This window comes from Pseudomonas protegens CHA0 (assembly GCF_000397205.1).
GTDB classification, from domain to species: Bacteria; Pseudomonadota; Gammaproteobacteria; order Pseudomonadales; family Pseudomonadaceae; genus Aquipseudomonas; species Aquipseudomonas protegens.
This window is the reverse complement of the sequence record NC_021237.1, coordinates 777722-800099: the sequence shown is the minus strand read 5'-3', so window position 1 is coordinate 800099 and position 22378 is coordinate 777722. Positions and strand designations below refer to the sequence as shown.

Here is a 22378-nt window from a genome sequence, read left to right as displayed (position 1 = left end):
GCAGTGTAGTCAAAGGCCGTGGCAGACGCCGGCCGGGGCGCAGGGGCGCCGGACTGGCGGCAGCAGGCAGGGCCGCACACCCTGTGCCGCCCTGCCCGGTCGAAGGTTTCAGTGGGGCGGGTAGTTCTGCAGGATGCGCATCACCGTAGTGCGAACCGCGGCGCTGCGATCTGCCGGGTTGGGCGAGCTGCTGAGCATCTGCTCGTCGCTGCCGCGCCACACCAGCTTGCCGTCCTTGCCGTCCAGCAGGTCGATCTGGATGGTTGCTACCTTATAGGTGATGTTGCGGGTTTCGTTGTACATCGGCCCGCCCCAGTAGCCATTCCACGGGCCGCCCCAACCGCCGCCATAGTTGGTAGTGACCTGCTGCTGGCGGTCCTCGACGATCAGGTACGCCTGCACATTCAGGTCGGCCCGGGCACCGCCCTGGGCCGGACGCAGGCCGCGCTGGTCCAGTTGCTCGGCCACCGCCTGGCGGATGCGCTGTTCGGTCAAGTCACTCTTGATCCGTGGATCATCCGGCCGGTATTGCAGGGCGGGTTCTTTCCAGTTCCAACTGCGATAGGCGCCAAAGTCCCGGCTGGCGTCGAAGTCATGATTGACCTGGTTGGCGGCGCAGGCACTGAGCAAGGCGGCACACACCAGTAGAGCGATTCGATGGAACATGCTGTTTCTCCGCTTGAAGACAAAAACCGGGGGCGATCCTAACTGGGAGGATAGGTCGCCATTGCCTTTTGCACCGCCTCACGCAAGGCATCGGCCCGCTCGCCGAGGCTGCCGCGGCTGCTGGTCTCGGCGCTGGCGCTCCAGACCGGTTGGCCGCTGGCGCCGTCATACAGGTTGACCCGCACCACCACCACTTCCACCTCGTAGGTGCGCACCACCGGCACGCTGCCGTACATGCCGTAGCCCGGGCCATAACGGTTATAGCCGCCGTAACCGCCATACCCGTAGTCGTCCTGGACCTGGCGCAGGCGCTTTTCCAGGTGCAGGTCGGCGCTGACCCACAGGTCCGCCGGCCGGTTGTCATGCACAGGGCGCAAACCCTGCTGATCCAGGGCATTGCTGACCGCCTCGGCAATCTGCGCCGAGTCGGCCCAGGCCGAACCGCTGGGCAGGCGGCCATTGAGCCAGGCCCAGTTGCGGTAGCGGCCATAGTCCCGTTGCGGCGCCGGGTAGGCGCTGCGGTCAAAGGTGTTGGCCGCTTGCGGCGGGGCCGGCGGCAGCGGGTTGGAGCTGGCGACATAGGGGTTGCTGCCCTGACAGGCGGCAAGCCCCGAACACAGGAGGATCAGACCCAGGCGGTGTTTCATTGCACACTCCGTTAGACCGGCCGGCACAGCCAATGCAGATAACGCCCAAGCCCGGCGAAACTTGGGTGTCGACGGTGAGCCAGCTCCATTTCCAGCAGATCCGTCAGCTCGGCACGGGCCTGGAACTCCACCGGCATGTAATCGTGGAAAACCCGCACTCCGCTCTGGCTTTCGACTCGCCACAGGCCCTCAAGTTGCGCCGCCAGCTCGCGAGGATCAAGGGGTTGTTGCGGGGTCAGGCTCTGTTTCTCGCCGGCCATGTCGTTCTTGCGCATCTTGCGGAAGTGGCCCTTGAGCAGGTTGCGGTAGACCAGTGCGTCGCGGTTGTAGAAGGCCAGGGACAGCCAGCCATCGGCGGCGGTCAACTGATGCAGCACCGGCAGGATCGCGTGGGGTTCGGCCAGCCATTCCAGCACCGCGTGGCACAGCACCAGGTCGTAGGGTTCGGTCAGTTGCCCCAGCAGTTCCTGCCAGGGCGCCAGGATGAAGGTGGCCTGCTGCCCGGCGTCGGCAAAGCGCTGGCGGGCGCCTTCAAGCATGGGCGCGGCAGGCTCGGCCAGGGTGACCTGGTGCCCGCGCTCGGCCAGCCACAAGGACATGTGCCCCAGCCCGGCGCCGATATCCAGCACCCGCAGTGGCCGCTCGGGCAGCGCTTCCTTGAGATCGGCCTGGAGCACCGCCAGGCGGATCGCGCCTTTGGCGCCGCCATAGATCTTCTCGGCGAAACGGGTCGCCAACTGGTCGAAATGCCGGTCGCTCATGAGCAGAACCGCCGTTCGCTGTCCGCCAGCTTGCTGCGTACCACCTGGTCCATGTCCAACCCCAGCTCGCTGCACAGCAACAGCAGGTAGAGGACGATATCCCCCACTTCCTGGCCGGCATGGGCCAGCTTGTCTGCTGGCAGTTGCCGCGACTGGTCCTCGCTCAGCCACTGGAAGATTTCCACCAGCTCGGCCATTTCGACGCTGGCGGCCATGGCCAGGTTCTTCGGGCTGTGAAATTGCCGCCAATCGTTGCGGTCACGAATGGCGTGCAGGCGTTGGGTCAGTTGCTCTAGGTTCATCGGGGTCTCCTGAAGGCGTATAGCTTCCGGGGGATGGGCGTGGGACGCAAGAGCGCTTTCGCCGGCAAGCCGGCTCCTCCAGAATGCGCAACCCCCGGCAGCTTCTATGCTTAACAGGGAACTCGCCACGGGTGTTCATGGCCCAAGCTTGAGCTCGGGCACTCGGCCCATCTTTCATCAGGACGCACACATGCAGGTAGAAAGTTTCTTCGAATGGCTCGGCCAGGCCATCGGCTCGGTGATCCGCTTTATCGTCGACCTGCTCAGCGGGTTGTTCAATACCCTGACCCACGCCGGTGGCAACTTTGTCGACGGCCTGTCCCGCGCCCTGGGCATGGACACCTCGATCGTCAGCATCATTGCCCTGATCATCGGCCTGATGTTCCTGTACTCGGCGATCCGCGCCTTCATGCGAGCCTCGATCATCCTCGGCATCATCTGGCTGGTGCTCGGCCTCTGGCTGCTGAGCTGGATCATCCACTGATCCCCCCGCACTAACCCCCGGCGCCCGCGGGCGCCGGGTACAATGCCCGCTCTCGCAAGGAGCCTGCATGCCCCCCCTGATTTCCGATTGGCGTCACCGCCCCACCCATCGCCGCGTCTGGGCCCTGGCCGCGCCGATGATCCTGTCGAACATTTCCGTGCCCCTGGTAGCGCTGGTGGACAGCACGGTGATCGGCCACCTGCCCCACGCCCACCAGCTGGGCGCCGTGGCGGTCGGTGCCAGCCTCTATACCTTCCTGGCCTGGGCCATGGGCTTCCTGCGCATGGGCGCCACCGGCTTCGCCGCCCAGGCCGCCGGGCGCGGCGACGGGGCGGCGCTGCGGCAGATCCTGCTCCAGGGCTTGATACTGGCCATGGGGCTGGCGCTGCTGCTGGGCGCCATAGGCGTGCCCCTGAGCGGCGCGGCGCTGCACCTGATGCAGCCCTCGGCGGAGCTGGACCAGATGACCCGGAGCTTTTTCCACACCCGCCTGCTGGGCCTGCCCGCGGCCCTGGCCAGCTTCGCCCTGGTGGGCTGGTTTCTCGGTACCCAGAACGCCCGGGCACCGCTGGCCATCCTGCTCAGCACCAACGTGCTGAACATCGCCCTCAACCTGTGGTTCGTCCTCGGCCTGGACTGGGGCGTGGTGGGCTCGGCCCGGGCTTCGGTGATCGCCGAATGGAGCGGCGCGCTGGTCGGCCTGGCCATGACCCGGCCGGCCCTGCGGGCCTATCCGGGGCAAATCGCCTGGGCGGCATTGCGCCGCTGGCAGAGCTGGCGCCCGCTGCTGGCGGTCAATCGTGACATCTTCATCCGCAGCCTGGCCCTGCAATCGGTGTTCTTCCTGATCACCGTGCAAGGCGCCCGTCTGGGCGATGCCACAGTGGCGGCCAATGCCCTGCTGCTCAACGGCCTGCTGCTTACCGCCCATGCCCTCGATGGCCTGGCCCACGCAGTGGAGGCCCTGTGCGGCCACGCCATCGGCGCCCATGACCGCCCGGCCCTGCGCCGCTCGCTGGTGGTAGCCGGTGGCTGGTCGCTGCTGGCCAGCCTGGGGTTCGCCGTGCTGTTTCTGCTGGGCGGCCACCTGTTCATCGAAATGCAGACCGATATTCCCGACGTGCGCCAGACCGCCTTTACCTACCTGCCCTACCTCGCCGTACTGCCGTTGATTGCGGTCTGGAGCTACCTGCTGGACGGCCTGTTCATCGGCGCCACCCGGGCCCGGGAAATGCGCAACGGCATGTTGCTGACCGTGCTCCTGCTGCTGCCTTTTGCCTGGGCGCTGCAAGGCCTGGGCAACCACGGCCTGTGGCTGACGTTCCTGCTGTTCATGTTCCTGCGCAGCCTGACCCTGGGCGCCTTCGCCTGGCACCTGCAGCGCCGCGACCGCTGGTTCGCCGAGGCTCGCTGAACCTCGTGCCCGCAGGCCGTACAGCCTGAATTGCGGGCAAAAAAAACCCACCGCAAGCGGTGGGTTTCCAGGGTTCGCCGGGGCTGTCAGGAAGACAGGTAGGACGAACGGGTCAGGCCCAGGCGCAATGCGTCAAGGAACTGGGTACGCTCGGCCGCGCTGATCTTGGCGCTGGCCACCTTGTCGCGGTAGTGGGTCATCAACTCCTCCGGCGACAGGTGCACGTAGCGCAGCATGTCTTCGATGGTGTCGTGGGTCTCGATCCCGGCGTGGTACACGCTGCCATTGGCCCGCTGGTAGATGTTCACCGAGTCGGTGTCGCCGAACAGGTTGTGCATGTCACCAAGGATTTCCTGGTAGGCGCCCACCAGGAAGATCCCCAGCAGGTAGTCCTCGCCCTCGTTGAGGCCGTGTACCGGCAGGCTGGTCTCGATGCTCTGCTCGTCGACGTACTGCTTGATCTTGCCGTCGGAATCGCAGGTCAGGTCCTGCAGCACCGCGCGGCGCAGCGGCTCTTCGTCGAGGCGGTGCAGCGGCAGGATCGGCAGGACCTGGCCGATGGCCCAGGTGTCCGGCAGGCTCTGGAATACCGAGAAGTTGCAGATGTACTTGTCGGCCAGCTTGTCGTTGAGTTCGTCCAGCACCTGGCGGTGGGAACGCTGGCGCGCCTTGAGCGAGTTGTGCAGGCGCCGGCATACGGCGAAGTAGCACTGCTCGGCCAGGGCTTTCTCGGCCAGGGTCAGCTTGCCGTCGGCGTACTGGGCGGCCACGTCGCTCATGTAGTGAGTGGCGCGCCAGTAGGTTTCGGTGACCATTTCAATGTCGGTCGGGCCCAGCAGGTCCACCAGCCATTGCACGGTTTCCGGCAGCTCCTGCTTGTTGTCGATCTGCGGCACGTCGTCGTTGTGCTTCTCGACGTCGGTGACCTGCACCACCAGCATGGCGTGGTGGGCGGTCAGGGAGCGGCCGCTCTCGGAGAAGATGTGCGGGTGCGGCAGGCTCTGCGCGTCGCAGAATTCCTTGAGCATGCCCACCACCACGCCGGCGTAGTCGTCCATGTCGTAGTTGATCGAACTGGCGTTGCGCGAGTGGGTGCCGTCGTAGTCCACACCCAGGCCGCCGCCGACGTCGATGTGGTCCACCGGCAGGCCGAGGTTGCGCAGCTCGCCGTAGTAGCGGATCGCTTCCTTGAAGCCGTGCTGGTAGTCCGCCAGGTTGGCGATCTGCGAGCCCATGTGGAAGTGCAGCAGGCGGATGCCCTGGTCCAGGCCGGCGGCGCGGAAACGCTCCACCACCGACAGCAGTTGCGCCGCCGACAGGCCGAACTTGGACTTTTCACCACCGGTGTCGGCCCACTTGCTCGAAGCCAGGGACGACAGGCGCACCCGCAGGCCCACCTGTGGCTTGACCTTGAGGGACGCCGCTTCCTCGATCACCAGGCCCACTTCGGACTCTTTCTCGATGACGATGAACACGTTGTGGCCCAGCTTCTGGCCCATCAGCGCCAGGCGGATGAATTCGCGGTCCTTGTAGCCGTTGCAGACAATGGTGCCGCCCTTGGGCGCCAGGGCCAGTACCGCCAGCAGCTCCGGCTTGGAGCCGGCTTCCAGGCCGATGGAAACATTCTGGGTGGCGATGATGTTCTCGATCACCGCTTCTTGCTGGTTGACCTTGATCGGGTACAGGGCGGTGTACTTGCTCTGGTATTCCAGGCGCCCGATGTTGGCATCGAAGGCACCGGTCAGCTGGCGCACGCGGTCCTGGAGGATGTCCGGGAAGCGCACCAGCAACGGCAGGGACAAGCCGCTCTTGCGCAGTTCTTCGACCTGTTCGAACAGATCGATGGGCAAGCTGCTCGGGCCGTTCGGACGAACTTCGACGCGACCGGCGTCATTGATCGCGAAATACCCGGCCCCCCAATGGCGAATCCCGTAGACACTGCGGCTGTCCGCAACTGTCCATTGGCTGCCATCGTCTTTACGTGTGCGTCGTACGGACATCGAAGTCCCCTATAAAGAAGTCATAGAGCGCCGCCCCACTCCAGGGCTGGCGCAGTCTAAAGAATGAAAATGACGATTAGCCTGCAAGCGCAATAGACCGCGCCCGCCGTGCCGAGTTTAGAAACCGTTCATGAACAGGCTCTGTGAAAACCATGGAGACGACGCCGGTGTCCTGAGCGAATCAAGACAGGGTCCAGTCACAGGTGGTTTTCACAGAGGCTGCTAGCCGCCGGACTTCTTCGCCTTGAAACCGTGCTTGACCAGTTCCGCCAAGAGTAGCTCGACATGGTCGCCCTGGATTTCGATGACGCCGTCTTTCAGGGCGCCGCCGGTGCCACAGCGTTTCTTCAGCGTCGTGGCCAGCTCCTTGAGGGCATCTTCGGCCAAGGGCACGCCGGTGATGGTGGTCACCGTCTTGCCACCACGGCCCTTGCTTTCGCGGCGCACGCGGGCAATGCCGTCGCCGGCCGGGATCACGGTTTGTTTGCAGATACAGGCGGCTACCGGCTGGCTACAGTCCGGGCAATGTCGACCTGCGTCGGTGGAAAATACCAGGCCACCAAGGGCGGCGAAGGATGCGGCTTTTTTGGCCACCGGCAATCCTCTTGGGAGGACAAAGACTGGTCGAAGCACATGGCGGTGCCATCGACCGCGAAGCCCCACTCAGGCAGGGGCAGCGCTACTGAACCAGGGCAGCCTGGTTCAGCTTGAAAAGTCGCGCAGTGTAACGGCAAAAAGCCCGGTTGCTAAGAGCCAATCAGCGCCAATTTATGCAACTTTAGCGACGCCGTGCCAGATAGCGCTGCAGGGCAGCCAGGGAGTCCGGGCAATAGGGCTTTTCGTGGATTTCCCGCAGCACCTGATCCAGTGGCATGAAGTGCGCTTCGAGGACTTCTTCCGGCTGCAGGCGCAGCGGGCCGTCCCACACCGCACAGAACGCCGAGCACCAGAGGCGGTTGCCGGTGTCCTCGAAGAAGAAATGATCGTGGGCGACCAGCTCCACCCCGCTCACCCCCAGTTCCTCCTCCAGTTCCCGGGCGGCCGACTCGGCGTAGCTCTCGCTGGCCAGGACCATGCCGCCGGCGGCGACGTCCCAGTAGCCCGGGTAGATGGCCTTGCTCAGGGTTCGCCGGTGCACGCACAGCTCACCGGCGGAGTTGAACAGCATGATGTAGGTGCCACGCCCGATCAGGCCGCGCTCGCGCAACTCGGAACGGACCATGGCGCCCAGCAACTGGTCTTCGCCATCGACCCAGGCAATCTGTTCTGCATCGGAGGCGGCGCGGTGGGCCGCCTCTTTGTCGGTTGCGACCATGGATCAGCCTTGATTGAGCAATTGACGCAAGTCGATGACCGCCGCGTTGGCCCGGGAAATATAGTTGGCCATCACCAGCGAGTGGTTGGCCAGCACGCCGAAGCCGCTGCCATTGAGAATCATCGGGCTCCAGACCGGCTCCTGGGACGCTTCCAGTTCGCGAATGATCTGGCGCACGCTGACGGTGGCGTTCTTCTTCGCCAGCACATCGGCGAAGTCCACCTCGATGGCCCGCAGCAGGTGCGACAGCGCCCAGGCCTGGCCACGGGCTTCGTAGAACACGTTGTCGATCTGCATCCACGGGGTTTCCACCACTTCTTCATCGACCTGCGGGCCCTGGCCCGGGGCCGGCACTTCGGTCTTCAGAGCAGTATTGAGCTTGACCCGGCCGACGCTGGCCGACAGGCGCTGGGACAGCGAGCCCAGGCGCGTGCCAACGTCACCCAGCCAGTTGTTGAGGTTGTCGGCGCGGGCATAGAACTGCGCGGTCTTCTGGTTCGGATCGGACAGACGCGCCTGGTAGCGGCTCAGGGAGTTGATGCCTTCCTGGTACTCCGATTCGCTGGACGGCAGGATCCAGCTCTTGTTGTCGAAGTTGAAGCGCGGCTCGGCCTTGGCCAGGTCGGCGTCTTCGGCGGACTGCGACTGGGAACGGGCGAAGTCCTTGCGCAGGGCACGGGTCAGGTCGCGGACCTGGACCAGCACGCCGTATTCCCAGCTCGGCATGTTGTCCATCCACAGCCCCGGTGGAAAACGGTCGTTGGAAATGTAGCCACCCGGCTTGTCCAGCAGGGTGCCGACCACGGTCTTCAGGGTTTCCACGGTGGTGTAGCCCACCACCATCTGTCGGCCTTCCTTCTCGGCGGCGATCTGGGCGTTCTGCTGGACCGGGAACAGCGCCGGCTCCTGGCTCCAGTACCAGCCCAGGGCACCGGTGACCAGCAGATACAGGCCCAGCAAGGTGGCCAGGGCACGACTGAACAGCAGGCCACCGAAATAGCTGCGTGTCGCCGACTTGGGTTCGGCAGCACGATCTGGCGCGCTGCCTGCGCGATTCTTCCAATCCAGCATGGCTATGTCCTTTCAATCACTTGAGTTCATCGGTTCGACCACAACCCTACTCCATCGTGCCTTGCCTTGACGGGATAAATCTTCCGGCAAATGCGCGCCGCGCAATGATTGCGAATCAGCTGGCCACTATAAATGAAGCACAGTCCGGAGCCTACGCGACCAGTCGGTCAGGAACTGAATAACGTCGCTTTGCACATTATTGACGTACGACACTCATGGGACACAAAAGTGGTGCTAGCATAGAGCCACCAGTCGATCTCAGCATGCACCCTAACTAGTAGTCAGGATATGACCGAGCCAGAAGACCCCAGCCGTGAGCGCCTCAAGCACCACTTTGCCCAGCGGGTAATTCATCAGGCACGTCAGATTCTTGAGATATGGCAGCGTCTGCAACGTAGCGAATGGTCGACCACCGACATGTCGGAGCTGTGCGAGGCCAACCTGCGCCTGCTGCGCTTCGCCGAACGTTTCGAACAACCCGAACATACCCAGCTGGCCCGCAGCATCAGCCAGTCCCTGGAAGCGGTGGACGCCAACCGTGGCCGCCTCAGCAGCAACCTGATCACCGACCTCAACCGCCTGATGCAGCGCCTGTCGCGCACCGGGCTGCGCCACGGCGACCAACTGGAACAGACCTTCCTGCCGCCCCTGCGCAAGCCGATCTACGTGATGCTGCAGGACCACGACCGGGCCGAGCGCCTGGCCAAGCAGTTGGAATTCTTCGGCCTCAGCGCCCAGTCCCTGGACAGCATTCCGGCCTTTCGTTCGTCCATGGTCGAACGCCTGCCGGCGGCCATCGTCATCGATGTGGATTTCTGCGGTGCCGGCATGGGCCTGACCCTGGCCGCCGAGGCCCAGGTCGGCCTGGAGCAGAAACTCCCGCTGCTGTTCTTCAGCCTGCATGAAACCGACACCCCGACGCGCCTGGCCGCAGTGCGCGCCGGCGGCCAGGAATTCCTCACCGGCACCCTGGAAGCCTCCAGCCTGCTGGAAAAAATCGAAGTACTGACCTGCGTCGCCCAGTACGAACCTTATAAAGTGCTGATCATCGACGACTCCCGGGCCCAGGCCCTGCACACCGAGCGCCTGCTCAACAGTGCCGGGATCGTCACCCGCACCCTGATCGAACCGATCCAGGCCATGGCCGAGCTGGCGGACTTCCAGCCTGACCTGATCATTCTCGACATGTACATGCCGGCCTGCACCGGCACCGAGCTGGCCAAGGTAATCCGCCACAACGACCGCTACGTCAGCGTGCCGATCATCTACCTGTCCGCCGAGGACGACCTGGACAAGCAGCTGGACGCCATGAGCGAAGGCGGCGACGACTTCCTCACCAAGCCGATCAAGCCCCGGCACCTGATCACCACCGTGCGCAACCGCGCGGCCCGGGCGCGCAACCTCAAGGCGCGAATGGTCCGCGACAGCCTCACCGGCCTGTACAACCACACCCATATCCTGCAACTGCTGGAAGACTGCAGTTTCCGCGCCCGTCGCGAGGGCAAGCCGCTGAGCTTCGCCATGCTGGATATCGACCACTTCAAGCGGGTCAACGACAGCCACGGCCACCCCATGGGCGACCGGGTGATCAAGAGCCTGGCGCTGTTTCTCAAACAGCGCCTGCGCAAGACCGACTTCATCGGCCGCTACGGCGGCGAAGAATTTGCCATTGTCATGCCCGACACCGACCAGGACGCCGCGTGCAAGGTTCTGGACGAAATCCGCCAGCGCTTTGCCGAGATCCACTACCCGGCCCAGCCCCAGGACCTGTGGTGTACCTTCAGCGCCGGGGTGGTGGAAATGCAGGAGGATTCCGACAGCCTGATGATGGCCAGCCAGGCCGACGAAGCCCTGTACCGGGCCAAGCATGGTGGGCGCAATCGGGTCCAGGCCGCGCGATCAAGTCAAAGTGCCATCTTTTCATCCGAATCCACCGATTCGGTCATAACCTTGTAATACAAACGCAATAAATTCAGGCGCTTACCATTTAAGCCGTTGGTAGAGCCCCGATGCGCCTGAAGCTGCTGACCAATCTCAATACCCTGCTGCTCGTTGCCGTTTGCCTCGCCCTGGGGGCGACGCTCTGGTGGTCGCAACGGGCCCTGGAACGCCCCTATCTATTGATGGAGCGCTACCTGGGGCTGTCCCAGCAGTTTCAGAACCAGGTGGCGCGCAATATCGAAGACTACCTGGCCAGCGGCGATGCCCTGCGCCTGAGCAGTGCGGCCCAGGCCCTGGAAACCCTGCAGGGCGAGCTGGGCGAACTGCCGCCACCGCTGGCGCAAAGCCTGCGCCCGAGCCTGGCCAGCCTCGACGACTTCAGCAAGACCGACCTGCTGGCCGCCGGCAAGCTGGCAGGCGATCCCCAGGCCCTGCTGTTGCAGGCCGAACGCGAGCTGGGCGCGAACCTGGAGCAGCTCAGCCAGTACGCCAGCGGGGCCAAGAGCGCGGAAGCGGCGAACTACCTGCCTTTATTGCTCACCGCCTCCCAGCACCTGGGCAAGCTCTCCCTGGCCCGGGACAAGCTGGTGAGCAGTGGCCGCAGCGAGCTGGCCGCCGATGTGGAACGGGAAGTGAACAGCATCCGCGCCCAGGCCGATCAGCTCGAAGCCCTGCCTTTATTGGGCGTGGCCGCCAGCAGCGAATCGGGCACCGATGATTTCGCCGCCATGATGGGCCTGGAAAACACCGAAAAAGCCGCCGCCGAAGATGCCGGCATAGGCTTCAAGCGTGAACTCAACAGCCTGCTCAGCCGCTATCCGGCAGAACTGCAGCGCACCCGCGAGCAGATCCAGAAGCGCGCCGACCTGAGCGCCGCAACCCTGCTGAAGATCAACGCCGTGCGCCAGGCCATCGCCGAACTGGAACCGGCGGTACGGGCCCAGCACGGGCAGATCCAGGGCGAAGTGCGGCTGATGCAGGGGCTGATGATCGGCCTGATCCTGTTGATCGCCCTGGTGATCGACACCTTGCAGCGCAAGCTGGCGCGGGTTCTGACCAACCTCGCCCCGGCGCTGTCGACCTGGGCCGAAGGCGACTTCAGCCGACCGATCCAGCTGGGCAAGACCAACCGCGAGCTGCATGACATCGAGGAATCCCTGAACCGCCTGCGCGCCTACCTGGTGGACCTGGTGGGCACCATCCGCCAGAACGCCGAACAAGTGGCCGGCAGCAGCCGCGCCCTGGCCGACCTGAGCAGCGGCCTGCACAGCGGCGCCGAGCGCCAGGCCGGCGACACCGCACAGATCCGCGATGCCCTGGGCGAACTGGAAGCCACCATCCAGCAGGTCGCCGGGGACGCCAGCCAGGCCGCCGACGCCAGCCGCAGTGCTGGCCTCGCCGTGCAGCAGGGGCAGAAAGTCATAGGCCTGAGCCTCACCGGGCTGCACGCCCTTGTCGGGGAAGTCCAGGGCAACGCGCAGATGATCGAACACCTGGCGCAGGAATCCGCCACCATCGGCGGCGTGCTGACGGTGATCCGCTCCATCGCCGACCAGACCAACCTGCTGGCCCTCAACGCCGCCATAGAAGCCGCCCGCGCCGGGGAAATGGGCCGCGGTTTTGCCGTGGTCGCCGAAGAAGTGCGCTCCCTGGCCCAGCGCACCGCCGGGGCCACCGCGCAGATCCAGACCCTGATCGCCGGCCTGCAGGCCGCCGCCCAGCAATCGGTACAAGGCATGCGCGCCCAGGTCGAACACGCCGAGGCCACCGCCGGCCAGGCCCAGGCCGCCGATGGCGCCCTGGACGAAATCGTCGGGGCGATCCAGACCATCGCCGATACCGCCGTGCGGATCGCCGATGTCACTGCCCAGCAGAGCGGCGCGGTGAGCGAAATCCGCGATCACAGCGAACGCATCCACCAGTTGGGCGGCGACAACCTGCTGCGCATCGGCGAAGGCCGGGCCCAGGGCGAGAACCTGCTGGACCTGGGCGGGCAATTGCATACGGCAGTCCAAGCGTTCCGCGTCTAGGCTCTGAAACGGGCGCGCAAACCACAACCCACCGCCATCAGCGACGAAACGGGCGACAAGAAGCACGACCCCCTTCTTGAGGGCAAATGACCGGATTTAACCTGTCGGTCACATATTTTGCGCAAACATCGGTCATCGTGCTGGCTATTGCAGAGAACTGGACAGTCATAAAGTCTTTCCGGCATAGTCGCCGGGTTCTGACAACAGCCCCCGATAACAAGGAACAACCGATGGCCACCCTACTGGTTCTTCACGGACCCAACCTGAACCTGCTCGGCACCCGTGAACCGGGGGTCTACGGTGCAACCACCCTGGCCCAGATCAACCAGGACCTGGAGCAACGGGCCCGTGATGCCGGGCACCATCTGCAGTACCTGCAGAGCAATGCCGAGTACGAATTGATCGAGCGCATCCATGCCGCCCGCGATGAAGGCGTGGATTTCATTTTGATCAATCCAGCAGCTTTTACGCATACAAGCGTCGCATTACGTGACGCGCTGCTGGCGGTGAGCATCCCATTCATCGAAGTGCATTTGTCCAACGTGCACAAACGCGAACCTTTCCGTCATCACTCCTACTTCTCCGATGTTGCGGTGGGAGTGATCTGCGGCCTTGGCGCCAGCGGTTACCGACTGGCCCTGGAGGCCGCCCTAGAACAGCTTGAACGTCAGGCAAACGCTTGAACGACAAGCGATAAACGCCCCTGACCGACCCTTGGGAGTTGATGATTCATGGATATCCGTAAAGTTAAGAAACTGATCGAACTGCTGGAAGAGTCCGGCATCGACGAGCTGGAGATCAAGGAAGGCGAAGAGTCCGTACGCATCAGCCGCCACAGCAAGACTCCAGCCCAGCAGTACTACGCACCGGCTCCGGTTGCCGCTCCAGTGGCTGCGCCTGCCGCTGCCGCTCCTGCTGCTGCCGCCGCTCCTGCAGCACCGGCCGCACCCGCGCTGAACGGCACCGTGGCCCGTTCGCCAATGGTCGGCACTTTCTACCGCAAGTCTTCGCCTACCTCGCCAGCCTTCGTTGAAGTCGGCCAGAGCGTGAAGAAGGGCGACACCCTGTGCATCGTCGAAGCGATGAAGATGATGAACCACATCGAAGCTGAAACCAGCGGTGTGATCGAGTCCATTCTTGTCGAAGACGGCCAGCCGGTTGAGTACGACCAACCGCTGTTCACCATCGTTTGAACCGCGGAGAGTCTTTGATGTTGAAGCCTGCGAAGTTGGAAAAAGTCCTGATCGCCAACCGCGGCGAAATCGCCCTGCGGATCCTGCGTGCCTGCAAGGAAATGGGGATCAAGACCGTAGCCGTCTACTCCAAGGCCGACAAGGAGCTGATGCACCTGGGCCTGGCAGACGAATCGGTATGCATCGGCCCTGCGCAAGCCGCGCAGTCCTACCTGCACATCCCGGCCATCATCGCGGCCGCTGAAGTCACTGGCGCCACGGCGATCCACCCTGGCTACGGCTTCCTCGCGGAAAACGCCGACTTCGCCGAACAGGTGGAAAACTCCGGCTTCGCCTTCATCGGCCCGAAAGCCGAGACCATCCGCCTGATGGGCGACAAGGTTTCCGCCAAGCACGCCATGATCGCTGCCGGCGTACCGACGGTTCCAGGTTCCGACGGCCCGCTGCCGGAAGACGAGGAAACCGCCCTGCGCATCGGCCGTGAAGTCGGCTACCCGGTGATCATCAAGGCCGCCGGTGGCGGTGGTGGTCGCGGCATGCGCGTGGTGCACAAGGAAGAAGACCTGATCGCCTCGGCGAAGCTGACCCGCTCCGAAGCCGGCGCGGCGTTCGGCAACCCGATGGTCTACCTGGAGAAGTTCCTGACCAACCCACGTCACGTGGAAGTCCAGGTGCTGTCCGACGGCCAGGGCAATGCCATCCACCTGGGCGACCGCGACTGCTCGCTGCAGCGTCGGCACCAGAAGGTCCTCGAAGAAGCGCCGGCACCGGGCATCGACGAGACCGCCCGCCAGGAAGTCTTCGCCCGCTGCGTCAAGGCGTGCATCGACATCGGCTACCGTGGCGCCGGCACGTTCGAGTTCCTCTACGAGAACGGCCGCTTCTACTTCATCGAGATGAACACTCGCGTGCAGGTAGAGCACCCGGTATCGGAAATGGTGACCGGTATCGACATCGTCAAGGAAATGCTCAGCATTGCCGCCGGCAACAAGCTGTCGTTCACCCAGGACGACGTCGTGATCCGCGGCCACGCGCTGGAATGCCGGATCAACGCCGAAGACCCGAAAACCTTCATGCCAAGCCCAGGCACGGTCAAGCATTTCCATGCCCCGGGCGGCAACGGCGTGCGCGTCGACTCGCACCTGTACAGCGGCTACGCGGTTCCACCGAACTACGATTCGTTGATCGGCAAGCTGATCACCTACGGGGCCACCCGTGACGAAGCCATGGCGCGCATGCGCAATGCGCTGGACGAAATCGTCGTCGACGGGATCAAGACCAACATCCCGCTGCACCGCGACCTGACCCGTGACGAAGGCTTCTGCAAAGGGGGCGTGAACATTCACTACCTCGAGCACAAGCTGGCCGAGCAACACTGATCGGCACCCGCCACACCGACAAGGCCGCTTTCGAGCGGCCTTGTCGTATCCGCCGCCCCGCAGGAGCGAGCCTGCTCGCGAACCGCGCAGCGGCCATTCCCTGATCAACCGTCCTTGCGACCAAGCACAGGGCATCCCCCTCGCTCCCAAGGGGCGTCTCGCGTAAACTTGCGCGCTTCTCGCGGCCCACTAGGCTGCACATCACATATTTTCAAAGGTGCCCGCCATGCCTTGGCTGCAAGTCCGTCTCGCCATCAGCCCAGAACAAGCCGAAACCTACGAAGACGCTTTTCTTGAAGTCGGTGCCGTCTCGGTCACCTTCATGGACGCCGAGGATCAGCCGATCTTCGAACCTGAACTGAACACCACCCCGCTCTGGTCCCACACCCATCTGCTGGCCCTGTTCGAGGGCGGCACCGAAGCCGCCAGCGTACTCGCCCACATGGAGCTGCTGACCGGCGGCCCGCTGCCCGAGCATCACAGCGAAGTCATCGAAGACCAGGATTGGGAGCGCAGCTGGATGGACAACTTCCAGCCCATGCGTTTCGGCCAGCGCCTGTGGATCGTTCCCAGCTGGCACGCCGCGCCGGAGCCCGAGGCAGTGAACCTGCTGCTGGACCCGGGCCTGGCCTTCGGCACCGGCACCCACCCGACCACCGCCCTGTGCCTGGAATGGCTGGACGGCCAGGACCTGAAGGACTGCAACGTGCTGGACTTCGGCTGCGGCTCGGGGATCCTGGCCATTGCCGCCCTGTTGCTGGGCGCCAAACAGGCGGTGGGCACCGACATCGACGTGCAAGCCCTGGAAGCCTCCCGTGACAACGCCGGGCGCAACGGCATTGCCGACGAGCTGTTCCCGCTCTACCTGCCCGAGCAGCTGCCCCAGGTGCAGGCCGATGTCCTGGTGGCCAACATCCTGGCCGGGCCACTGGTGGCCCTGGCGCCGCAGCTTTCGGGGCTGGTCAAGTCCGGCGGGCGCCTGGCGCTTTCCGGCATCCTTGCCGAACAGGGCGAGGAAGTCGCCGCGGCTTATGCCCAGGACTTCGATCTGGACCCGATCGCCACCCTTGATGGCTGGGTGCGCATCACCGGCCGTCGGCGCTAGAATGGCCGCCTGCATAATCCGGATGGCCGCATGACCGACAGTTTCGTCACCCAGTGCCCGCATTGCCAAACCCGCTTCCGCGTCAGCCACGCCCAGTTGAGCGTGGCCCGTGGAGTGGTTCGCTGTGGCTCCTGCCTGCAGGTGTTCAACGCCGCACGGCAGTTGCTCGAGCAACGCGCGGCCAAGGAAGCTGCCACCTCGAAAGCCGCTGCCAAACCCGTAGCGCCACCGGCTGCTCCCGCAGCGACCGTGGCGCCGGCACCGGCGGCACCGGATCTGCCACCCCCCGCGGCCCCTGCCGCTCCTCAGCGCGCCATCAGCCAGAAGCAATGGTCGGCCGCCGAGATGGATCTGGATCACCTGGACCTCGATGAGGAACTGGCCAAGCTCGAACAGCGCGAAATCCAGCCAGCCAAGGCCTTTGGCCAGGAACGCGAGCACAAGGAAGGCAGCCTCAGCGCCCGGCGCGATACCCAGGACGCCGACGAGGCGCACTGGCCGGACGAACTGTTCGGCAGCGCCGCCGAACGGGACGACAGCGAGCCTTCGCCCCCCAAGGTGCAACCGGACGACGCCGAACCCAGCGCCGAACCACCCAAGCCCAGCCGCACCGAACCGTCGCTGTCGTTCAACCTCGCGGACCTGGACGACGAACCCCAGGCGCCCAGGTTGCGCCTGGACGATGACCTGGAACCTCACTCGCCTGCCAACCCGGAAGACCAGGACGACGAGCCCGCCGTCTCCGGCAAGAAGCGCCGCGAGCGCAACGAGCCCGGGGTCAAGGAAGAGGTGCTGCTGGACCTGGTGGACGACCCGCTCCACCTCGACTGGCAGAAGCGCCGCTCGCCCTGGGGCAAGCGCCTGCTCTGGCTGCTGCTGATCCTGCTGGCCGCCGGCGGCCTGATGGGACAATACGTCGCCTATCACTTTGATGAGCTGGCCCGCCAGGACCAGTACCGTCCCTGGTTCCAGCAACTGTGCCCGGAATTCGGCTGCACGGTACCTTCCCGGGTCGACATCGCCCGGATCAAGAGCAGCAACCTGGTGGTACGCAGCCATCCGGAATTCAGCGGCGCCCTGGTGGTGGACGCCATCATCTATAACCGCGCGCCCTTCTCCCAACCCTTCCCGCTGCTTGAGCTGCGCTTCGCCGACCTCAACGGCCACCTGATCGCCAGCCGCAGCTTCAAGCCCGGGGAATACCTGGGCGGTGACTTGCAGGATGCGGCGGAAATGCCGCCGCAGACCCCGATTCACATCGCCCTGGATATTCTTGACCCCGGTCCGAAAGCGGTGAACTACAGTCTGAGTTTCCACTCGCCTGAGTGAATCGGCTGCACAAGTTCACGGACGACTCTGGATTAACGACAGTTTTATGACTGTTTCGCCTGGATTGCTCCCAGGACGTTACAGAAGAACTGTTCAGATTTTATCCAATTCAGCCTTTATCCGGTCATCGAGAGCGGGTATCATGCCAACCCTTTTTCGAACTCTCATGATCCGGCCCCACAACAGGGAAGTCCTATGTCGGCGGTACGCATCGGCCCATATACAGTGCACAACGGTTTGATTCTCGCCCCGATGGCGGGGGTTACAGACCAGCCCTTTCGTCAGCTTTGCAAGCAATTGGGCGCGGGCCTTGTAGTCTCGGAAATGGTCACCAGCGACATGAGCTTGTGGAACAGCCGCAAATCGCGGTTGCGCATGATCCACGAAGGCGATCCCGAGCCCCGCTCGGTGCAGATTGCCGGGGGTGATGCACAGATGCTGGCAGACGCCGCCCGCGCCAACGTCGAGTTGGGCGCACAGATTATTGATATCAACATGGGTTGCCCGGCCAAGAAGGTCTGCAACAAGGCCGCCGGCTCCGCGTTGCTGAAGGACGAAGCCCTGGTCAACGAGATTCTCCAGGCAGTAGTGGCCGCTGTGGATGTACCGGTCACCCTGAAGATCCGCACCGGCTGGGACCGGGAGAACAAGAACGGCCTGACGGTGGCGAAGATCGCCGAGCAGGCCGGCATCACGGCACTGGCGGTCCATGGTCGGACCCGGGCCGACCTGTACACCGGTGAAGCCGAGTACGACACCATTGCCGCGATCAAGCAGGCGGTGTCGATCCCGGTCTTTGCCAATGGCGATATCGACTCGCCGGAAAAGGCCCGGCGGGTGTTGCACGCCACCGGCGCCGACGGGCTGTTGATCGGCCGGGCCGCCCAGGGGCGGCCATGGATTTTTCGTGAGATCGAACACTTCCTCAGTACCGGTGAAACCCTCCCGGCACCGGAGCTGTTCGAGGTGGAACGTATTCTGCTAGAGCACCTGGCCGCGCTGCATGCCTTCTATGGAGATGTCATGGGCGTACGCATTGCGCGCAAGCATGTGGGCTGGTATCTCGCAACCCTGCCGGGCGCCAGGGAGTTTCGCGCCCACTTCAATCGTTTGGAAGATACGGAAGCACAATGCGCCAACGTTCGTGAGTTCTTTGCCGGACGTTACAAGAGCCTGGAAACAGGGGACGGAGAGGGGGTGGCCGCATGACGATGATGACCGAGACTTTAGTGAGTGGAACAACACCCGTGAGCGACAACGTGAATTTGAAACAGCACCTCAATACACCCAGCGAAGAAGGCCAGACCCTTCGCGGGAGTGTCGAGAAGGCGCTGCACAATTATTTCGCCCACCTTGAGGGCGCTGCCGTCACGGACGTGTACAACCTGGTGCTCTCCGAAGTCGAGGCTCCGTTGCTCGAAAGCGTGATGAACTACGTCAAGGGCAACCAGACCAAGGCCAGCGAACTCCTGGGTCTGAACCGCGGTACCCTGCGCAAGAAACTCAAGCAGTACGATTTGCTGTAAGCATTCAATCAAACCAGAAAGGCGCCCGCGTAAAAAACGGTCGCCTTTTTTGCTGACTCCTTTGCTTTTGATGGAAATTGAGATGACCGACCAGACTACCCGCCTGCCGATCCGCCGCGCCTTGATCAGTGTTTCCGACAAGACCGGGATCCTCGAATTCGCCAAGGAGCTGGAAGCCCTTGGTGTGGAGATCCTCTCCACCGGCGGGACCTTCAAACTGCTGCAGGACAACGGCGTGTCCGCAGTGGAAGTCGCGGATTACACCGGTTTCGCGGAAATGATGGATGGCCGGGTGAAGACCCTGCACCCGAAAATCCACGGCGGTATCCTCGGCCGTCGCGGCATTGACGACGCCATCATGAACGAGCACGGGATCAAGCCGATCGACCTGGTCGCGGTCAACCTCTACCCGTTCGAAGCCACCATCAACAAGCCAGGCTGCGACCTGCCGACCGCCATCGAGAACATCGACATCGGCGGCCCGACCATGGTCCGCTCGGCGGCCAAGAACCATAAGGACGTGGCCATCGTGGTCAATGCCAGCGACTACGCCGGCGTCCTGGAAAGCCTCAAGGCCGGTGGCCTGACTTACGCCCAGCGCTTCGACCTGATGCTCAAGGCCTTCGAACACACCGCTGCGTACGACGGCATGATCGCCAACTACATGGGCACCGTGAACCAGGCCGCCGAAACCCTCTCGACATCCGGCCGCAGCGAATTCCCGCGCACCTTCAACAGCCAGTTCATCAAGGCCCAGGAAATGCGCTACGGCGAGAACCCGCACCAGAGCGCGGCGTTCTACGTTGAGGCCAAGCCTGCTGAAGTCGGCATCGCCACCGCGACCCAACTGCAAGGCAAAGAACTGTCCTACAACAACGTGGCCGACACCGACGCCGCGCTGGAATGCGTGAAGAGCTTCGTCAAGCCGGCCTGCGTCATCGTCAAGCACGCCAACCCGTGCGGCGTGGCGGTCAGCCCGGACGCTGAAGGCGGTATCCGCCAGGCGTACGAACTGGCCTACGCCACCGACACCGAATCGGCCTTCGGCGGCATCATCGCCTTCAACCGCGAGCTGGATGCAGCCACCGCCAAGGCCATCGTCGAGCGTCAGTTCGTCGAAGTGATCATTGCCCCGAGCGTCAGCGAAGAAGCCCGCGCCATTGTCGCTGCCAAGGCCAACGTGCGCCTGCTGGCCTGCGGCCAGTGGTCGGCTGAGCGCGCTGCGGCCTGGGATTACAAGCGCGTCAACGGCGGCCTGCTGGTGCAGAGCCGCGACATCGGCATGATCAGTGCCGATGACCTGAAAGTCGTGACCAAGCGCGCCCCGACCGAGCAAGAGATCAACGACCTGATCTTCGCCTGGAAAGTCGCCAAGTACGTCAAGTCCAACGCCATCGTCTACGCCAAGAACCGCCAGACCATCGGTGTCGGCGCCGGCCAGATGAGCCGCGTGAACTCCGCGCGAATCGCCGCCATCAAGGCCGAGCACGCCGGCTTGCAAGTCGCCGGTTCGGTCATGGCCTCCGACGCGTTCTTCCCGTTCCGCGACGGCCTGGACAACGCCGCCAAGGTCGGCATCACCGCAGTGATCCAGCCCGGCGGCTCGATGCGTGACAACGAAGTGATTGCCGCGGCCGACGAAGCGGGCATTGCCATGGTGTTCACCGGCATGCGCCACTTCCGTCACTGATACGACAACGGTCGCACTGACACCGGCATCTGCTGCGTTGGAGCCCACCTCGATGATGCTCATTGCCAACAGGCAACTGCGCTCATCGAGGTGGGCTCCGCCTTGCATCTACCACTGTCATTGCAACCTCCTGAGGCGTCCAGCTCTTCAGGTTCCAAAACAGAATTAGCGTCATCCGAGGTTTTTGAAATGAATGTACTGATCATTGGTAGCGGCGGTCGTGAACACGCTCTGGCCTGGAAAGTCGCTCAGGACCCACGGGTTCAGAAAGTGTTCGTCGCCCCAGGCAACGCCGGCACCGCCATCGAGGCCAAGTGCGAGAACGTCGCCATCGACGTCCTGGCCCTGGAGCAGCTTGCAGACTTTGCTCAGAAGAATGTGTCCCTGACCATCGTCGGCCCGGAAGTGCCGCTGGTGGCTGGCGTGGTCGACCTGTTCCGCTCCCGTGGCCTGGACTGCTTCGGCCCGACGGCCGGTGCTGCGCAGCTGGAAGGTTCGAAAGCCTTCACCAAGGATTTCCTCGCCCGCCACAAGATCCCTACTGCCGACTATCAGAACTTCACCGAGATCGAGCCGGCCCTGGCTTACCTGCGTGAAAAAGGCGCCCCGATCGTGATCAAGGCCGACGGCCTGGCCGCCGGCAAAGGCGTGATCGTGGCCATGACCCTGGCCGAAGCCGAGGAAGCGGTGCGCGACATGCTCGCCGGCAATGCCTTCGGCGACGCCGGTTCCCGCGTGGTGATCGAGGAGTTCCTCGACGGCGAGGAAGCCAGCTTCATCGTCATGGTCGACGGCAAGAACGTGCTGCCCATGGCCACCAGCCAGGACCACAAGCGCGTCGGCGACGGCGACACTGGCCCCAATACCGGTGGCATGGGCGCCTACTCCCCGGCACCGGTGGTCACTTCAGAAGTGCACCAGCGGGTGATGGATCTGGTGATCTGGCCCACCGTGCGCGGCATGGCCGAGGAAGGCAACGTCTACACCGGCTTCCTCTATGCCGGGCTGATGATCGACAAGGCCGGCAACCCGAAAGTCATCGAGTTCAACTGCCGCTTCGGCGACCCGGAAACCCAACCGGTGATGCTGCGCCTGCAATCGAGCCTGGTGCTGCTGGTGGAAGCCGCCCTGGCCCAGGCCCTGGACAAGGTCGAAGCGCAGTGGGACCCACGCCCGAGCCTGGGTATCGTTCTGGCGGCAGGCGGCTATCCTGGTGACTACGCCAAGGGCGCGGCCATCACTGGCCTGGACGCCGCGGCAGCACTGGAAGGCAAGGTGTTCCACGCCGGTACCGCACTCAAGGATGGCCAGGTCGTGACCTCCGGCGGCCGGGTACTGTGCGCTACCGCCATGGGTGACAGCGTCGACGCGGCTCAGCAACAGGCCTACCGCCTGGCGGCCGAGATCGACTGGCAGGGCTGCTTCTACCGCAAGGACATCGGCTACCGCGCCATTGCCCGCGAGCGCGGCCAGGAGTAAGGCTGTCGTTGACCCCGGCAAGGGCACACGCCCTTGCCGTGCGGTC

20 protein-coding genes and 1 pseudogene are annotated in these 22378 nt (G+C 64.0%); 13 read left to right on the top strand and 8 right to left on the bottom strand.

Going from position 1 to position 22378, the window contains the following annotated elements:
- Positions 1 to 108: 108 nt before the first annotated feature.
- The 4 genes from PFLCHA0_RS03470 to PFLCHA0_RS03455 are packed head-to-tail and all read right to left on the bottom strand — an operon-like array spanning position 109 to position 2376.
- Positions 109 to 666, bottom strand: coding sequence for a DUF4136 domain-containing protein (locus PFLCHA0_RS03470; protein WP_011059054.1), 558 nt, complete (start codon positions 664 to 666; stop codon positions 109 to 111).
- 38 nt (positions 667 to 704) lie between these two features.
- Positions 705 to 1313, bottom strand: coding sequence for a DUF4136 domain-containing protein (locus PFLCHA0_RS03465; protein ID WP_015634003.1), 609 nt, complete (start codon positions 1311 to 1313; stop codon positions 705 to 707).
- A gap of 11 nt (positions 1314 to 1324) precedes the next feature.
- Positions 1325 to 2074, bottom strand: a complete 750-nt coding sequence (locus PFLCHA0_RS03460; RefSeq protein ID WP_015634002.1) for a methyltransferase domain-containing protein — start codon at positions 2072 to 2074, stop codon at positions 1325 to 1327.
- Positions 2071 to 2376: a MazG-like family protein gene (locus PFLCHA0_RS03455; RefSeq protein WP_011059051.1), complete on the bottom strand. Its 306-nt coding sequence runs from the start codon at positions 2374 to 2376 to the stop codon at positions 2071 to 2073. The genes PFLCHA0_RS03460 and PFLCHA0_RS03455 overlap by 4 nt, the downstream gene beginning before the upstream one ends.
- A gap of 190 nt (positions 2377 to 2566) precedes the next feature.
- Between PFLCHA0_RS03455 and PFLCHA0_RS03450 the strand changes: the two genes are divergently transcribed.
- Positions 2567 to 2860 (top strand): hypothetical protein, encoded by a 294-nt coding sequence (locus PFLCHA0_RS03450; protein ID WP_011059050.1) that lies wholly within the window; start codon positions 2567 to 2569, stop codon positions 2858 to 2860.
- Positions 2861 to 2927: 67 nt separating this feature from the next.
- Positions 2928 to 4274 carry an MATE family efflux transporter gene (locus tag PFLCHA0_RS03445; protein WP_011059049.1) on the top strand — a complete coding sequence of 449 codons (1347 nt, stop codon included), beginning with the start codon at positions 2928 to 2930 and terminating at the stop codon, positions 4272 to 4274.
- A gap of 86 nt (positions 4275 to 4360) precedes the next feature.
- Here the strand turns inward: PFLCHA0_RS03445 and speA are convergent, their stop codons facing one another.
- The 4 genes from speA to PFLCHA0_RS03425 form a co-directional block, all read right to left on the bottom strand.
- Positions 4361 to 6274 carry an arginine decarboxylase gene (gene speA / locus PFLCHA0_RS03440; RefSeq protein WP_011059048.1) on the bottom strand — a complete coding sequence of 638 codons (1914 nt, stop codon included), beginning with the start codon at positions 6272 to 6274 and terminating at the stop codon, positions 4361 to 4363.
- A gap of 222 nt (positions 6275 to 6496) precedes the next feature.
- Positions 6497 to 6868: a translation initiation factor Sui1 gene (locus PFLCHA0_RS03435; RefSeq protein ID WP_015634001.1), complete on the bottom strand. Its 372-nt coding sequence runs from the start codon at positions 6866 to 6868 to the stop codon at positions 6497 to 6499.
- A 184-nt stretch (positions 6869 to 7052) separates the two neighbouring features.
- On the bottom strand, positions 7053 to 7589 hold the full coding sequence (locus tag PFLCHA0_RS03430) for an NUDIX hydrolase (RefSeq protein WP_011059046.1): 537 nt from the start codon (positions 7587 to 7589) through the stop codon (positions 7053 to 7055).
- A gap of 3 nt (positions 7590 to 7592) precedes the next feature.
- Positions 7593 to 8660, bottom strand: coding sequence for a DUF2333 family protein (locus PFLCHA0_RS03425; RefSeq protein WP_011059045.1), 1068 nt, complete (start codon positions 8658 to 8660; stop codon positions 7593 to 7595).
- Positions 8661 to 8948: 288 nt separating this feature from the next.
- On the opposite strand from PFLCHA0_RS03425, the gene gcbA reads away from it, so the two are divergent.
- From gcbA to purD, 11 genes and pseudogenes are all read left to right on the top strand, one after another.
- Positions 8949 to 10616 (top strand): diguanylate cyclase GcbA, encoded by a 1668-nt coding sequence (gene gcbA, locus PFLCHA0_RS03420; protein ID WP_015634000.1) that lies wholly within the window; start codon positions 8949 to 8951, stop codon positions 10614 to 10616.
- A gap of 1499 nt (positions 10617 to 12115) precedes the next feature.
- Positions 12116 to 12631, top strand: a pseudogene (locus tag PFLCHA0_RS32230) (methyl-accepting chemotaxis protein); the annotation flags it as partial.
- A gap of 230 nt (positions 12632 to 12861) precedes the next feature.
- Entirely contained in the window at positions 12862 to 13314 is a 453-nt protein-coding gene (gene aroQ, locus PFLCHA0_RS03410; protein WP_011059042.1) for a type II 3-dehydroquinate dehydratase, read from the top strand.
- 48 nt (positions 13315 to 13362) lie between these two features.
- The gene (gene accB, locus PFLCHA0_RS03405) at positions 13363 to 13824 is read left to right on the top strand and encodes an acetyl-CoA carboxylase biotin carboxyl carrier protein (RefSeq protein WP_015633997.1); all 462 of its coding nucleotides are present in this window, start codon (positions 13363 to 13365) and stop codon (positions 13822 to 13824) included.
- 17 nt (positions 13825 to 13841) lie between these two features.
- A complete protein-coding gene (gene accC / locus PFLCHA0_RS03400) occupies positions 13842 to 15203 on the top strand; it encodes an acetyl-CoA carboxylase biotin carboxylase subunit (protein ID WP_015633996.1) in 1362 nt (453 codons plus the stop codon).
- A gap of 226 nt (positions 15204 to 15429) precedes the next feature.
- A complete protein-coding gene (prmA, locus tag PFLCHA0_RS03395) occupies positions 15430 to 16308 on the top strand; it encodes a 50S ribosomal protein L11 methyltransferase (protein WP_011059039.1) in 879 nt (292 codons plus the stop codon).
- A gap of 30 nt (positions 16309 to 16338) precedes the next feature.
- Entirely contained in the window at positions 16339 to 17637 is a 1299-nt protein-coding gene (locus PFLCHA0_RS03390; protein WP_015633995.1) for a DUF3426 domain-containing protein, read from the top strand.
- Positions 17638 to 17832: 195 nt separating this feature from the next.
- A complete protein-coding gene (gene dusB, locus PFLCHA0_RS03385; protein WP_011059037.1) occupies positions 17833 to 18846 on the top strand; it encodes a tRNA dihydrouridine synthase DusB in 1014 nt (337 codons plus the stop codon).
- Entirely contained in the window at positions 18843 to 19163 is a 321-nt protein-coding gene (fis, locus tag PFLCHA0_RS03380; protein WP_003186237.1) for a DNA-binding transcriptional regulator Fis, read from the top strand. Before dusB ends, fis begins: the two co-directional genes overlap by 4 nt.
- 82 nt (positions 19164 to 19245) lie before the next feature.
- The gene (purH, locus tag PFLCHA0_RS03375; protein ID WP_011059036.1) at positions 19246 to 20853 is read left to right on the top strand and encodes a bifunctional phosphoribosylaminoimidazolecarboxamide formyltransferase/IMP cyclohydrolase; all 1608 of its coding nucleotides are present in this window, start codon (positions 19246 to 19248) and stop codon (positions 20851 to 20853) included.
- 189 nt (positions 20854 to 21042) lie between these two features.
- Positions 21043 to 22332: a phosphoribosylamine--glycine ligase gene (gene purD / locus PFLCHA0_RS03370; protein WP_011059035.1), complete on the top strand. Its 1290-nt coding sequence runs from the start codon at positions 21043 to 21045 to the stop codon at positions 22330 to 22332.
- Positions 22333 to 22378: the final 46 nt, after the last annotated feature.

Bases quoted from the DNA above. Each gene is read 5' to 3' on its own strand.
- PFLCHA0_RS03470 (WP_011059054.1), bottom strand. From the start codon at position 666: ATGTTCCATCGAATCGCTCTACTGGTGTGTGCCGCCTTGCTCAGTGCC.
- PFLCHA0_RS03465 (WP_015634003.1), bottom strand. From the start codon at position 1,313: ATGAAACACCGCCTGGGTCTGATCCTCCTGTGTTCGGGGCTTGCCGCC.
- PFLCHA0_RS03460 (WP_015634002.1), bottom strand. From the start codon at position 2,074: ATGAGCGACCGGCATTTCGACCAGTTGGCGACCCGTTTCGCCGAGAAG.
- PFLCHA0_RS03455 (WP_011059051.1), bottom strand. From the start codon at position 2,376: ATGAACCTAGAGCAACTGACCCAACGCCTGCACGCCATTCGTGACCGC.
- PFLCHA0_RS03450 (WP_011059050.1), top strand. From the start codon at position 2,567: ATGCAGGTAGAAAGTTTCTTCGAATGGCTCGGCCAGGCCATCGGCTCG.
- PFLCHA0_RS03445 (WP_011059049.1), top strand. From the start codon at position 2,928: ATGCCCCCCCTGATTTCCGATTGGCGTCACCGCCCCACCCATCGCCGC.
- speA (WP_011059048.1), bottom strand. From the start codon at position 6,274: ATGTCCGTACGACGCACACGTAAAGACGATGGCAGCCAATGGACAGTT.
- PFLCHA0_RS03430 (WP_011059046.1), bottom strand. From the start codon at position 7,589: ATGGTCGCAACCGACAAAGAGGCGGCCCACCGCGCCGCCTCCGATGCA.
- PFLCHA0_RS03425 (WP_011059045.1), bottom strand. From the start codon at position 8,660: ATGCTGGATTGGAAGAATCGCGCAGGCAGCGCGCCAGATCGTGCTGCC.
- gcbA (WP_015634000.1), top strand. From the start codon at position 8,949: ATGACCGAGCCAGAAGACCCCAGCCGTGAGCGCCTCAAGCACCACTTT.
- aroQ (WP_011059042.1), top strand. From the start codon at position 12,862: ATGGCCACCCTACTGGTTCTTCACGGACCCAACCTGAACCTGCTCGGC.
- accB (WP_015633997.1), top strand. From the start codon at position 13,363: ATGGATATCCGTAAAGTTAAGAAACTGATCGAACTGCTGGAAGAGTCC.
- accC (WP_015633996.1), top strand. From the start codon at position 13,842: ATGTTGAAGCCTGCGAAGTTGGAAAAAGTCCTGATCGCCAACCGCGGC.
- prmA (WP_011059039.1), top strand. From the start codon at position 15,430: ATGCCTTGGCTGCAAGTCCGTCTCGCCATCAGCCCAGAACAAGCCGAA.
- PFLCHA0_RS03390 (WP_015633995.1), top strand. From the start codon at position 16,339: ATGACCGACAGTTTCGTCACCCAGTGCCCGCATTGCCAAACCCGCTTC.
- dusB (WP_011059037.1), top strand. From the start codon at position 17,833: ATGTCGGCGGTACGCATCGGCCCATATACAGTGCACAACGGTTTGATT.
- fis (WP_003186237.1), top strand. From the start codon at position 18,843: ATGACGATGATGACCGAGACTTTAGTGAGTGGAACAACACCCGTGAGC.
- purH (WP_011059036.1), top strand. From the start codon at position 19,246: ATGACCGACCAGACTACCCGCCTGCCGATCCGCCGCGCCTTGATCAGT.
- purD (WP_011059035.1), top strand. From the start codon at position 21,043: ATGAATGTACTGATCATTGGTAGCGGCGGTCGTGAACACGCTCTGGCC.